Source organism: Erwinia magellanica (assembly GCF_039023495.1).
In the GTDB taxonomy this organism is placed as follows: Bacteria; Pseudomonadota; Gammaproteobacteria; order Enterobacterales; family Enterobacteriaceae; genus Erwinia.
Map to the genome: position 1 here is coordinate 137,949 of NZ_JBCHVC010000006.1, position 13,427 is coordinate 151,375.

General features: G+C 54.8%; 10 protein-coding genes. 1 reads left to right on the forward strand and 9 read right to left on the reverse strand.

The window, feature by feature from the left end; translation table 11 throughout:
- Positions 1-30: 30 nt before the first annotated feature.
- Genes aaeB through aaeX form a run of 3 tightly spaced genes read right to left on the reverse strand, consistent with a single transcriptional unit; the run spans position 31 to position 3,146 of the window.
- Positions 31-1,989, reverse strand: a complete 1,959-nt coding sequence (gene aaeB, locus AAH450_RS19250) for a p-hydroxybenzoic acid efflux pump subunit AaeB (RefSeq protein ID WP_342911656.1) — start codon at positions 1,987-1,989, stop codon at positions 31-33.
- A gap of 13 nt (positions 1,990-2,002) precedes the next feature.
- Positions 2,003-2,935, reverse strand: coding sequence for a p-hydroxybenzoic acid efflux pump subunit AaeA (gene aaeA, locus AAH450_RS19255; RefSeq protein WP_342911657.1), 933 nt, complete (start codon positions 2,933-2,935; stop codon positions 2,003-2,005).
- 7 nt (positions 2,936-2,942) lie between these two features.
- Positions 2,943-3,146 carry a p-hydroxybenzoic acid efflux pump operon protein AaeX gene (aaeX, locus tag AAH450_RS19260; protein ID WP_034890367.1) on the reverse strand — a complete coding sequence of 68 codons (204 nt, stop codon included), beginning with the start codon at positions 3,144-3,146 and terminating at the stop codon, positions 2,943-2,945.
- 272 nt (positions 3,147-3,418) lie between these two features.
- Between aaeX and aaeR the strand changes: the two genes are divergently transcribed.
- Complete coding sequence (aaeR, locus tag AAH450_RS19265) at positions 3,419-4,336, forward strand: HTH-type transcriptional activator AaeR (RefSeq protein ID WP_342911658.1); 918 nt, start codon at positions 3,419-3,421, stop codon at positions 4,334-4,336.
- 119 nt (positions 4,337-4,455) lie between these two features.
- Here the strand turns inward: aaeR and tldD are convergent, their stop codons facing one another.
- The 6 genes from tldD to mreC all read right to left on the reverse strand — a co-directional run bounded on the left by tldD (position 4,456) and on the right by mreC (position 13,415).
- On the reverse strand, positions 4,456-5,901 hold the full coding sequence (gene tldD, locus AAH450_RS19270; RefSeq protein WP_318791523.1) for a metalloprotease TldD: 1,446 nt from the start codon (positions 5,899-5,901) through the stop codon (positions 4,456-4,458).
- 83 nt (positions 5,902-5,984) lie between these two features.
- The gene (gene yhdP / locus AAH450_RS19275; RefSeq protein ID WP_342911659.1) at positions 5,985-9,806 is read right to left on the reverse strand and encodes an AsmA2 domain-containing protein YhdP; all 3,822 of its coding nucleotides are present in this window, start codon (positions 9,804-9,806) and stop codon (positions 5,985-5,987) included.
- A 19-nt stretch (positions 9,807-9,825) separates the two neighbouring features.
- Positions 9,826-11,295, reverse strand: a complete 1,470-nt coding sequence (gene rng, locus AAH450_RS19280) for a ribonuclease G (RefSeq protein WP_342911660.1) — start codon at positions 11,293-11,295, stop codon at positions 9,826-9,828.
- Positions 11,285-11,878 carry a Maf family protein gene (locus AAH450_RS19285; RefSeq protein WP_342911661.1) on the reverse strand — a complete coding sequence of 198 codons (594 nt, stop codon included), beginning with the start codon at positions 11,876-11,878 and terminating at the stop codon, positions 11,285-11,287. The genes rng and AAH450_RS19285 overlap by 11 nt, the downstream gene beginning before the upstream one ends.
- Before the next feature lie 8 nt (positions 11,879-11,886).
- Complete coding sequence (gene mreD / locus AAH450_RS19290) at positions 11,887-12,375, reverse strand: rod shape-determining protein MreD (RefSeq protein WP_342911662.1); 489 nt, start codon at positions 12,373-12,375, stop codon at positions 11,887-11,889.
- A complete protein-coding gene (gene mreC / locus AAH450_RS19295; RefSeq protein ID WP_342911663.1) occupies positions 12,372-13,415 on the reverse strand; it encodes a rod shape-determining protein MreC in 1,044 nt (347 codons plus the stop codon). The genes mreD and mreC overlap by 4 nt, the downstream gene beginning before the upstream one ends.
- Positions 13,416-13,427 lie beyond the last annotated feature (12 nt).

A 13,427-nucleotide genomic window follows, 5' to 3' on the forward strand; every position in this document is an offset into this window, starting at 1 on the left:
GCGCTGATACCAGAGGGTATCAGCGTTGAATCAAATTTTAATCAGGGTGTTTTGATATTTTTTCAGCATGAAGGCCAGCCTTTGCACCGGCTCGGTCACGCTTAGCGGCGCCTCGTAATGGCGCAATTTTTCCTGGTAGACCTCCAGTTCAGCCAGCAACCGTTCAAAATAGTGCTGGCGTTTAGAGTCGGTTCCGGAGGCAATCACGCGATCGGCGGTATGTCGCAGCTGTTTGTGGTAAGCCGACAAGTCGCTGTTCACCGGGATATCCGCATCCCGCAGGCGTTGATGTCCGATGATCAACGTCAGGGCTATACGGAATTTATCGATGTCACCGGGGAACATATTCAGCAGCATAAAGAGCTGTTGATAGAGCGCGGGAAGATGGTTTTCACGACGGCGGGCCTGATTGGTGGTCATGGCAGAGACGGCGGCATACATAAAGCGGTTAAGCAGAATGCGCCCCGTGCGCGCTTTAGAGGTGTCGCGGATCAGCAGGATCACCAGCAGCGCAAGGAAACAGCCAATCGCCTGACCAAGCGCATTATCCAGAAATGCACTGACATTAAAGGTCATTGGGTTATCAAGCGTGATGATATTGATTGTCCCCACCAACGCACCCAACGTACCAATTTGTCGCCGCTGGATCAGTATCCCACCGATGAAAGCCATCACGCCAAGGGCGATGCACAGTAACAGCATACTTTGCTGAGTAGCGGGCATGATCACCATGTAATAGAGCGAGCCTAGCGGGATAGCCACCACCATGCCATAGAGGAAGTCTTTCGCCATCATTAGCGGATTAGGCATGCGCATAGCCAGCGCGGTAATAACTGCCAGCATCACCATTGCTCCGCTTCCTGAAGTCCAGCCGCTCCATAGCCAGAAGAGCGATCCCACCGATGTCGCCACAAAGGTACGAATGCCGTTAATCAACGCGTGCCGGGTTTCGGCAGAACGCATTTTAACCACAGGTTCATCGTTCAGCACTTCCTGTTCAATACGGCTGATGCTGCTGTTGGTATGGATCCCTTTCAGCAACAGCAGGTAACGCGTGGCGGCCACTACCCAGTTACGGATGGTCACCGGCGTGTTTTTGCTGCCGCTGCGGGTAATGACCCTACGCATGATTTTCATGCGTTTGTGGATATCACCAATGTTCTCAACCGGCTTTTCAAAAAAGATGTGGAACTGTGGCGGAACATACTCCTTGCGGGAGTTCTGAATAAGATAGGTTTCTGCGGCCTGCGTGATCAGCGTAAGCGAGAGGGTATTCAAGGCCCGCATCCGCTCGTCAATCTTCTGCCAGCGGCTGGACTCCATCATCAGGTTGCTGCGCATGCCGTTCAGCGCGGAGGTGCGGCGCACCAGCCCTGTCCAGAGTTTATCCACCTCTTCCCGGTCACCGTGGGCGATGCAGAGCTGCATCAGCTTGTACTGATCGACCAGCAGCGCATCAATTTCACGATCGATATCGTTTTTAATGGAACGGGGAGAAAACAGCATATCGGCCAGAATGGCACAAACGATGCCGATAATGATCTCGCTACAACGCTCTACCGCAAACTGCGGAGCCAGAAGAACAGAGCCGTTTGCATCCACGCTGACCACGATTATCAGCGCGGTATAGCCCGCCAGCCCCAGCGCATAGGAGTTTTCAACTCTGATCAGTGAAGAGAGCCAGACGCAGAATCCCGCCCAGAGACAGCAAAGCAGCAGCATCAGAGCGGGCGCGCGAATGGTAGCTATCATGATGGTCAGTGCCGCAATACAGCCCAGAAAAGTGCCGATAATGCGTAACATGCCACGGTGACGCAGAGCGCCAGAAAAGGGATCGCCTCCGGCGGCAAAAGCCGTGCCGCCCGCAACGATACAGGCGGTCATCACCGCCCAGCGAGGCGTTTCCAGATTAAAGTGAAAGCCGATAAGCAGAGCCAGCAAAATAGCAAAGGTCAGCTTGATCGGGAACCGCAAACGGTGCCACTGCATAATGCGCCCCTGGTTAGCCGAACTCACGCAGGCGATGCATCAATTTCATCATCGGCGACATCTCTTCGGGTTTACGGTCGCTGGCGCCGGTTACCACCACAGTGGCTGTGGTACCCGACGGGTAGAGATTGCCCTGCTGCTCGTCCAGATGAATGCGTACCGGTACGCGCTGCGCCAGCCGCACCCACTCAAGGTTGGAGTCGATGGTAGCCATGCCTTTGCTGTCGATGGTGCTGCTGCTGTTCGTTACGCCTGCGGCAACGCTGTCTACCGTGCCGTGCAGAACCCGGTTACTGCCCAGCGGGGTGATTTCAACCCGGTAACCCGGACGGACGCCCTCCAGCTTGGTCTCTTCCATATAGGCCAGCACATAGAAAGTATGCTGCTGAACCAGCGCCACCGCCGTGGAGCCGCGGGTAATAAACTCTCCCCGGTAGACATTCAGGTTGGTGACCCAGCCATCGGAAGGCGCTTTAACCACGGTACGGGCCAGATCCAGCTTAGCGGTATCACGCGTGGCAACCGCTTTCGCCAGCTGATGTTCCGAAGTCTGGTAATCGTTATTAGACTGCTCGATTGCTTCACGGGACATGGCGGAAACGCCGAGCTGATTACGACGGCTGGCTTCACGCCGCTTCTCATTCACCAGCGCCTGATAGTAAGCCACGTCCGCTTCCGCTTCATCTAACGCCTGCTGATAACGGGGCTGATCGACCACAAAAAGCACCTGGTCTTTTTTCACCAGTTGGTTATCACGGACGCGCACATCGGAAATCAGCCCGCTGACGTCGGGGGCAATAGCCACGACATTAGCGGTAAATTTAGCATCACGCGTCCAGGGCGATTCGGTATAGAAGACCCATGCGCGGAAGATAACGATGACGGCGATAATCACCAGAATAATGGTAATGGCGTATCGGGCAATTTTAGTTGTTAGCGCTTTCACTAAGACCTCAGACAAACAATCGGGAAACCAGGTAGAACAGGCAGCAATAGAGTGCCGTATTAAACAGTGCAGGATGCCAGACCAGGTCATAGATCCCGGTAGGCGTCAGCAGCCGACGCACCAGCCAGAACAGCATCAGTGACACTATAATTTCAAAGAAGATGGGCGGAAACGAAAGCCCAAATATCACAATAACCGGAAGCACACTCATCTTTTTTCCTTGTCAGTACCTTGCCGGGCACACGCCTTGCAACAGGCTCCCTCCCTGATAAGGGGGTCTGCTGATCTACAGGTTGAAGGTAATTCATGACGGTAAGCTGTCAGATAATCCTAACCGGCGCTCAATGAATCATAGCGTATCCATGAGCCTGCATAGTGACGAGTAGAGTTACAAGAGAGTAACCCGGCGGTGCTATAGTAACGCGCCTGACTATACGTTTTCTACCTAATGTGATCTAAATCACTTTTAAGCCAGAGTTAATAATGGACAGATTAAAAGGCATGTCGGTTTTTGCCCGCGTAGTGGAGCTGGGTTCTTTTACGGCCGCGGCACAGCGGCTGCAAATGAGCGTCTCCGCCGTCAGCCAGAGTGTGGCCAGGCTGGAAGATGAACTTCAGGTCAAGCTGCTGAACCGGAGTACGCGCAGTCTTGGGCTAACGGAAGCGGGAAAAATCTATTTTCAGGGTTGCCGCCGCATGATGCTGGAAGCACAGCAGGTACATGAACAGCTTTATGCGTTCAATAACACTCCGGTTGGCGCGCTACGCATCGGCAGCTCCTCAACAATGGCGCAAAATGTGCTGGCGACAATGACGGCTGAAATGCTGAAAGAGTACCCAGGACTGACGGTAAGCCTGGTGACCGGTAACCCCGCACCTGACCTGATTGCTGACGGGCTGGATCTGCTTATTCGCGTAGGCGCACTTCAGGACTCCAGCCTGTTTTCACGACGCCTGGGATCGATGCCCATGGTGGTCTGCGCAGCGAAAAGCTATCTGACGCTGCATGGCACCCCGGATAACCCCGCAGATATCGGTAAGTTTTCCTGGCTGGAGTACAGCATTCGTCCCGACAATGACTTTGACCTGATTTCGCCGGAAGGGGTCTCTATTCGCCTTTCACCCCAGGGCCGTTTCGCTACCAATGATTCACAAACGCTGATCCGCTGGCTGGTGTCTGGTGCCGGGATTGCCTATCTCCCTCTGATGTGGGTGATAGAGGAGATCAATGCCGGGAAAGTGGATATTCTGTTTACGCACTATCATTCAGCGCCAAGACCGGTCTATGCCGTCTATACGCAGAAAGATAAACTGCCGCTGAAGGTGGAAGTCTGCATAAATTATCTGACGGAGTATTTTGATAAAGTGGCGGATATCTATCAGGGATCGCGGCAGGAGTAGTACCAGCGAAAAAAATAGAGCGCTAAAAGCGCTCTATTCAGGGGTTACTCATCTTCTGCTTAAAGCTCTAACCGTCCCCACTACAGAAAGGGGAAGTGCTCCCGGTAGAAGTTGTGGGATCAGGCCGTGCCGCCCACCGTCAGCTTATCTAACTTCAGGGTGGGCTGACCTACGCCGACCGGCAGACTCTGCCCCTCTTTACCGCAAACGCCCACGCCTTTATCCAGCGCCAGATCGTTTCCGACCATAGAAATTTGCTGCATCGCTTCAATGCCGGAACCGATCAGGGTCGCGCCTTTGACCGGTTTGGTAACTTTACCGTTCTCAATCAGGTACGCCTCAGAGGTTGAGAAGACAAACTTACCGGAAGTGATGTCCACCTGGCCGCCGCCAAAGTTGGGTGCATAGAGGCCATACTCAACGCTTTCAATAATATCCTGCGGCGTTGATTTCCCTGCCAGCATATAGGTATTGGTCATGCGTGGCATTGGTAAATGGGCGTAGGATTCACGACGACCGTTGCCGGTTGGGCTTACGCCCATCAGCCGCGCATTCAGCTTATCCTGCATATAGCCTTTCAGAATGCCGTTTTCAATCAGCACGTTATACTGACCCGGCACGCCTTCATCATCTACCGCGAGGGAACCGCGCAGCCCTTCAATAGTACCGTCATCTACCACGGTACAGATTTCAGAAGCCACCAGCTGCCCCATCTGCCCGCTGAACACCGAGGTGCCACGACGATTGAAGTCACCTTCAAGGCCATGCCCAACGGCTTCATGCAGCAGTACGCCAGGCCAGCCAGCGCCCAGCACCACCGGGATCGTGCCGGCCGGCGCTGCTACTGCATTCAGGTTCACCAGTGCCATGCGCACCGCCTCACGCGCCCAGGCTTCTGCGCGCATTTCGCCAGACTCATCGGCGAGGAAAAATTCATAGCCGAAACGGCCGCCGCCGCCGCTGGAGCCGCGTTCACGCTTACCGTTTTCCTCAACCTGCACGCTGACAGAGAGGCGTACCAGAGGGCGTACATCGGTCGCCAGCGTTCCATCGGTAGCGGCCACCAGAATCAGTTCATAAACGCCGCTCAGGCTGGCACTCACTTCCTGCACACGCTTATCTGCGGCACGGGCAGCGCTGTCAACGCGATGCAACAGCGCAATTTTCTCTTCGCGAGTCAGGCTCTGCAACGGATCAGCCGTGGGATAAAGCGACCGGTGCATTACTGCGCCCAGGGTATGGGATTTTCCATTTCCCTGCTCACGTACAATGCTGCGCGCCGCCGTGGCACTTTGCGTCAGGGCATTCAGCGTAATCTGGTCGGCATAGGCAAAACCGGTTTTCTCACCGCTGACGGCGCGCACGCCCACGCCCTGGTCGATATTCCAGGAGCCATCTTTAATGATGCGGTCTTCCAGCACCCAGGATTCATGATAGCTGGATTGAAAATAGAGGTCGGCATAATCCAGTTTACGTTCAGACAGCTGACCGAGAAGGGAAAAGAGATCCTGTTGATTAATATTGTTCGCAGTTAGTAACTGCTCACTTACCAGATTCAGACTCATGTATTCTCGCTCTGTTTGGATGAGCCAGTAATCGCTGGCATCGCATCTCTATAGCCTGAGGCAATTCGCAGGTCACGTCAAATTCACTTCGCGCTCTTTTCGCGCGGCTTACGCAGCACTTCATCAATTTGTGGTTTATCAATGGGGCCGGAAATATGATAGCGAAGCACGGAAATTTTGTTCCAGAGCGGGCCAAGAACTTTACTGGCAGCAAAGACTGCTGCGCCCACCACAGGATTGACGGCAAAGGCGGCGGCGACCCCTACCGTAGCCGAAATCTCAGGCGCGACAACCGCTTCCATATCGATCTTCCGCTGCACCAGGTCCATCTTTCCTTTCATGGCAATATCCGCTTCAAGACCGTCCACCAGCAGATTGTCGGTGCGCATCACCCCTTTTTCAATCCAGGCCGTGCCGTTAATGGAGTCGAAATAGAAGCCCTGGCTGAACGTATCGCTGAAATCGAGCCGGAGCTTGCGCAGCAGAGCATCAAAACTCATCAGCCTCAGCAGTTGTCCCGCTCTGCCGGTATTCACATCAGCTATCTGCCCTGCACCAAAGTGGGTTTTCAATAAGCCGCTCAGCGTCGCCTCTGAAGGCTCCCAGGGGGCGGATTGCCAGTGCAGATCGTAATCAACCCTGAAGGGAGAGTCCCGCAATGGCGTATTCACACCAAACCAGTTGGCAGCATCATTAATTTTGTTGCCGCTCAGCACACCTTTCAGCGCCGTACGCTGGCCAGCCGGACGGTTAACCCATTCTCCTTCCACTTTCAGACGGGCGTTTCCGGTATCTATCAGGCCGTTTTTCAGGGTCAGCGTATCGCTGGTATGGCTGAGGTTAGCCCTCATCCGCCCAAAATTCTGACCACGCAGCCAGCACTCATCACAGGTGAGGCCCAGTGCAGGCCAGCTGCTGAAATTGATTGCAGTGGCTTCATCAGGCAGCGGCGAACTCTTTTGCCCGTCGCCCCACTGCGGATTGTAATAAAGGTAATTGATATGCGCATCCCACGGCGCTCGCTGGTTCATTTTAAGCGTTCCGGCAATCTCTTTCCCTTTTGCCTGCACCTGAGGATCGCCCGATACCGTCTGGCCCAGCGTAACTTCCAGGTCATGCCATTGCTGCCCGCCCAGCGTCAGAGCGGGCGTGCGCAGGGTAATATTATCCGGGATCATGGCATGGCCTGACTGACTTTTCCCGACAGCTGACGGGCCGTTTTTATTGCCGCCACCGTTGTCGAACAACGCCAGCCAGGCTTCGCCATCCAGCGGCGGCAGATTCAGTACCATGCCATCCGAGTCAGGTAAGGCCGGAATATGTTTTGTATTATTTTCCCAGATGCCGCGGCTTACTTTCAGCTGTTTGCCCAGCAACCACTGACTGTTAAAGCGGCTTCCCTCGCCAACCGTACCGTTGAGGTTGAAACTCTGTAGATCTCCTTTAGCGGAAACCTTCACCGGCAGGGCTTCGCCCTTCTTCTTATCCAGCGGTTCGGGTAAGTGACTACTTACATTTTTGAGGTCACCCTCCAGGGCAATCTGATAATTTGCTCCACCCGCATGCGGCAGATTGATCAGGACATTACTTTTCCAGTTGGCGTCACCCGCCAGCTTATCGCGCAGCTGCACAGGGACAGCATCTATCTTGCCCGGCTGCCAGTCCCCCTGAAGATCGACGCCAATCTGATAGTTTTTGTCGCCTTCCTGCGTGTTGAAGCTGACATTCAGAGGCTGACCGAACCAGCTGGCGGTCATTGGGTCGCTTTTCAGGTCGCCATTGTCATAGGTAAAGTGGCCGGTTAGCTGTTTAATGGTGCTGTCGAGCGGCTTAATAAACAGCGAATTGTTGAGCAGATCTACCTCGCCCGTGGCTCTGACCGGCTTGCCGTCCAGCGGAATATCAAGATGTAAGCGACCACTTACATCCCCGTCGATCTGGAGTTCATCCAGCGCCGCGCCCAGTGAAGACTTTAACGGCGTCTGATTAAAATAGTGACCAATCTCTTTACCTGCGCCGACGATCTCGCTGTCAACGATCAGCTTATCTTTGAGATAATCGGGGATGACCGCAGAGACATTGTTTCCGTAAACCTTTCCTAATTTCGCCTGTTCAGCCTTCATAAACAGTCCGTTATTGATGAAATCGAGATTGATATCCAGATCCTGTAGATCGGGCCAGCCTGGCTGGAACTGGTAGGTCGCTTTCCGGAGGGGCACCCACACTTCAAACATCCCTTCGTTATGCTTAAACGGGAAGAGCTGTGGATTACCGGCGAAGATCAGGGAAGCATTGTGAACCTCTCCCCCCTTGATCGCCCCGCTCAGATAGTTCACCAGCGAGGTGCCCATCAGTGGCTCCGGCAGGTAACGCCATGCATCGCCAGCATTTGTGAGATTAATCCCGGCGAGGATATCCAGGCGCGGAGCCTGATCTTTAAGCTGGGCATAGGTGAAGTCACCCTTAGCCCACAGCGAACGGGCTTTGATATCCAGCTGGTGGCCGGCAAAGGAGAAGTGGTCTTTATCATACTGCCAGTTAAACGAGCCTTTAGCCGCTTCAATTTCAAGCGGCGCACGGAACATGGTGCCATAAGGCAGGCTTGCCTTGTTGATGTCGAAAGTCACCTTGCCATTGGCAAAGCCGCCAGACGCGGTTCCGTTTAAATGCTCCATTCCGGGCAGCAATTCCCAGTGCTTCCAGCTCAGATCACGCCAGCGCGCCTGGAAGCGGCTCTGCTCGGGTTGCTGAACGGGAAGATCAACAGCCAGTGCCTCAAGCCGCCCTTTAGGCTGTAAAGAACGCCAGTTTTCCAGCAGCGTGGGAGAGAGTCGGGAAAAAAGCGGGATAAGCGGATCAATACGTTCCAGATCCAGTTGAGTGGCGCGCACCCGCACCTCTTCATTATGATTAGGCCCCGGCAGCAGGCCGTTTTCCGGCAGCCACAGCAGGGAGAGCCGCCCGTCAGGCCAGCGCTGACCATCCGTTACCAGGTTGGTTTGCGGCAGTTCAATCTGCCAGCCGCTGTTAAAGCGGGAGACGTGAGCAGTCACGTTATCCACCGTGAGCCTGTGCCGCTGCTTATCGCCCTGCCAGCTCGCCCCGCCTTTTTTCAGCTGAATATCACCGTCATAAATTTCACCTTCTCTAAGGCTCATCCAGGCTGCCAGGCTGAAGCGGGCGCTGTCGAGCGTGGTGTTATCACGCATCCACTCTCCCAGCCAGGGTTTCACATCCACATCATCGGCCTGCATCCAGACCCGGCCAGTATCGAGATAGCCATTGCTGTCGCTGAGGTCCAGACGAACCTGCACTTCGCCATGCTGCCCGGTAAAACTGGAGAGGTTAACGATACCTTCTGCGCGGTGACGGGTTTTCTCATTGAGCCAGGTTAGCTGCGGGATATCGAGCCTGGCGCGCTGGCCGGAAAGCGTGAGGAAGCTGATATGGCTGTCGCGCAGATCGAAATGGTCAAACTGACGCAGGAAGAGATCGATGAATTTACCCGGTTCCAGCTTTAGTTTTGCGCCATCTCCCGAGGTGAGCGGCTTGCTGGTGGCCAGGTTAAGCTGATAAAAAGTGAGGTTACGAAACTGCCAGCGCAGATGCAGTATGGACTGCCAGATATCCAGCGCCAGGGTAATGCGCTCCGCTTGCAGATCGTCCCCCTCCTTCAAGCTGAGATGCAGGTCGCGGATCTCCAGCACCGGGCCATAATTCTCCCAGTGACCGTTCAGGGCGCTGGCCTGCACCGGCACTCCGGCAACCACAGAGATCTTCTCCAGCAAAGGCTCCCGCCAGCTGTTGATATGCGGCAAAACCAGACGCAGCCCGCTGACCATCAGCGCAACGATCACCACAACCGTTGCGCCAGTCAGCAGCAGAATTCCTGGTAATCGCCTCACGCACTTCTCCCTGTGGTTGTCACATCATGACCACGTCAAATTGCTCCTGAGTATAGAGCGGTTCGACCTGAACTTTGACCTGCTTGCCGACAAATATTTCCACTTCGGCCAGCGCATGCGATTCGTCAGCCTTCAACGCTTCGCCCACGGCTGGTGATACGTAAACCAGGAAGCGGTCCGAATCATAGGCATGATGCACACGAACAATTTCACGCATGATTTCATAACAAACGGTTTCAACCGTTTTTAACGTGCCGCGTCCCTTGCAGACCGGGCAGTCCTGGCACAGTACGTGTTCAATACTTTCCCGCGTCCGCTTGCGTGTCATCTCCACCAGCCCAAGCTGCGAGAAACCGTTAATGCCGGTTTTTACCCGATCCTTGCTCAGCGCCTGCTCCAGGGAGTGCAGTACCCGCCGTCGGTGATCCTCATTGGTCATATCGATAAAGTCGATGATGATAATGCCCCCCAGATTACGCAGCCGCAGCTGACGGGCTATCGCCTGGGTGGCTTCAATATTGGTATTAAAGATGGTTTCGTCGAGGTTGCGGTGACCAACAAAGGCGCCGGTATTTATATCGACAGTGGTCATCGCTTCCGTTTGATCGATGATCAGGTAACCACCAGACTTCAGCTCCACCTTACGATCCAGCGAGCGTTGAATTTCGTTTTCCACATCAAACAGATCGAAGATCGGCTGCTTGCCGGTATAAAGCTCCAGCTTGTCGGTCATTTCCGGGATATATTCGCTGGTAAACTCGACGAGATGTTCATAGGTCAGGCGCGAGTCAATACGGATGCGGTCGAGGGCTGCGCCAGCAAAATCACGCAGAATTCGCTGCGACAGCGCCACCTCGCCATACAGACGGCAGCGGGTCTGGTTGCGTTTCCGTCGCTCAATAACTTTTGTCCACAGTCGTTTGAGAAAAGCAGCATCGGAAGCCAGCTCAACTTCCCCTACGCCTTCGGCGGCGGTGCGAATGATATAGCCGCCCAGCTCATCGCAGTAGGAAGAGACCACTTTCTTCAGGCGGTCGCGCTCGGCTTCACTCTCTATCCGTTGCGACACGCCGACGTGTGAAGCACCGGGCATAAATACCAGATAGCGCGACGGCAGCGTGATATCGGTAGTCAGACGCGCCCCTTTAGTGCCCAGCGGATCTTTCACCACCTGCACCACCAGATCCTGCCCCTGGCGGACAAGTTCGGAAATATCACGCACTGTGAAATTCTTTTTCTCATCACCCGCCACGCATTCAGTGTGCGGCATGATGTCGGAGGCGTGCAGAAACGCGGCTTTTTCCAGCCCGATATCAACAAAGGCCGCCTGCATACCAGGCAGCACGCGGCTTACGCGCCCTTTGTAGATATTGCCGACAATGCCACGGCGCGCTTCGCGTTCAATGTGGATCTCTTGCAGGATGCCGCCATCAATATAGGCAACCCGCGTTTCCGAAGGCGTAATATTTACCAGCAGTTCAGCGGTCATGTTGCTCCCTTACTTCACGCAGTGACTGAAAGTGGCTCAGCAGCTCGGCCGTTTCAACCAGCGGCAGACCAACGACGGCGTGATAGCTTCCATTAATTTTACGGACAAAATTGCCCCCTAACCCCTGAATACCGTACGCGCCAGCCTTATCCATCGGTTCACCGCTGGCGATATAGGCGGCAATATCTTCCGTCGTCAGGGTGCGAAAAGTAACTTCGGTCACCACAAGGCAGTCAAGGCAGGCTTTACTGTCTGCCAGGGCTACCGCTGTCATCACCAGATGCGTCTGCCCAGAGAGTTTCGTCAGCATCTCTGTAGCGGCTGCCTCATTTACCGGCTTTTCCAGCACGGCATCGTTGAGCACGACAATGGTGTCTGCACCCAGCACCGGCAAATCCCGTTTGGCAACGACGACGCCCGCCTGAGCTTTTTCACGCGCCAGGCGGCGCACATAGGCTTCCGCCCGTTCATCGGGTCGTTTTTGTTCTTCAACTTCAGTGGAGAGGCGTTCAAAGCGCAGGCCAAGCTGGGTAAGCAGCTCGCGACGACGGGGAGAACCAGAGGCCAGATAAAGGGATATCATAATCTTCCTTATTGAACGGCAAACTGGCGGCGTATTTTTCTCATCAGCAAGAAGAGCCAGGGCCAGAGGATACCGTCTATCACACTGCTCCAGAAAATTTCCGGCCGGAACGAGACGTTTATCACTAAAAATTCAGCCCAGAATACAATAACGTCCATTGCCAGGGAGAGCACCATCACCATCAGTGCCTGCTGCCAGAGCGCAAGGTTACGGAATAGTTGGAATTTGAACGCTACCAGGTAAGCCACAATACTGAGCGCTAACGCCCGCACGCCCAGCGTTGAGCCAGAGATAAGATCCATTATAGATCCCATCACGAAGCCCGTGCCGACATTCACGCGGTGCGGCAGAGCCAGCGTCCAGTAAATCAAAATCAGAAGCAGCCAGGAGGGCCTGAACATATACAGTTGCTCAGGCCAGGGCATTATTTGCAAAACCAGTGCGACGAGGAACGACAGCCAGATAACCCAACGTCCGTGGCTGCGATAACTGCTCACGGTTGGCCTCCGCGCGCCCGTTGCTCCGCAGAGGAGGCGGGCGCAACGCTCTGAGCGGCGGGTTGCCCCTGCGCAGCAGGCGGCGTGACAACCGTTTGTCCCGGCGCGGGCGGCCCTACCATCTCGCTGGCAGCAGGCAGCACCTGCGGCATCATCTGCATCAGCCGCTCGTTAGCCACCCGATGCACTTCGTTTGGCGCCATTGGCATGGTGCCGTTACGATCGGCACCCCACAGCAGAAGCAGATAGCGAAGGCGCTGCAAGCCAGCCATTGGCCGTGCCTGAATCACGGTATAAGCACGCTGCGTATCCAGCTTCACCGAGGAGACGACCCCTACAGGATAACCTTCCGGGAAACGACCCCCCAGGCCTGAGGTCACCAGCACGTCACCATCGCGGATATCGGTGTTACCCGGCAGATGCTCAAGCTGCAAATCTTCAGTGCAGCCGTTACCGGCGGCAATCACCCGGATGTCATTTCTCAGTACCTGAATCGGTAGCGCATGGGAGGAGTCACAGATCAGCATCACGCGGCTGGTGATTTTGCCAACGGCAACCACCTGCCCTACTACGCCTTTATCGCTGATAACTGGCTGACCTTCATACACACCGTTGACGCTGCCTTTATCAATGACAACCTGGTCGGTGTAAGGATCGGTGCCGGTAGAGATGACCTGGGTGACCATCTTATGCTCATCCTGACGCAGCGGCGAACCCAGCAGTTCACGAAGGCGGGCATTTTCCTGCTTGAACTGACCCAACATTTGCAGTTCACTGTTTTTCAGCATCAGCTCGCGCTGTAACCCTTTATTTTCAAGCTCCAGCTGCTGGCGGGAGGCCAGTGTTTCAGAAACACTGTCCAGAATTTGACGTGGCCCGTTGGCCAAAAAATAGAATGGGCTGACCGCCGTATCCATATAGGTGCGTATCTGGCTGAAAGCGCCCATACGACTGTCGGCGATGATCACGCCTATAGCCACAATAACCGCTAAAAATAAGCGTAACTGCAGGGAAGGCCCCCTGCTGAAGATCGGCTTCATAAACTCGGCGTA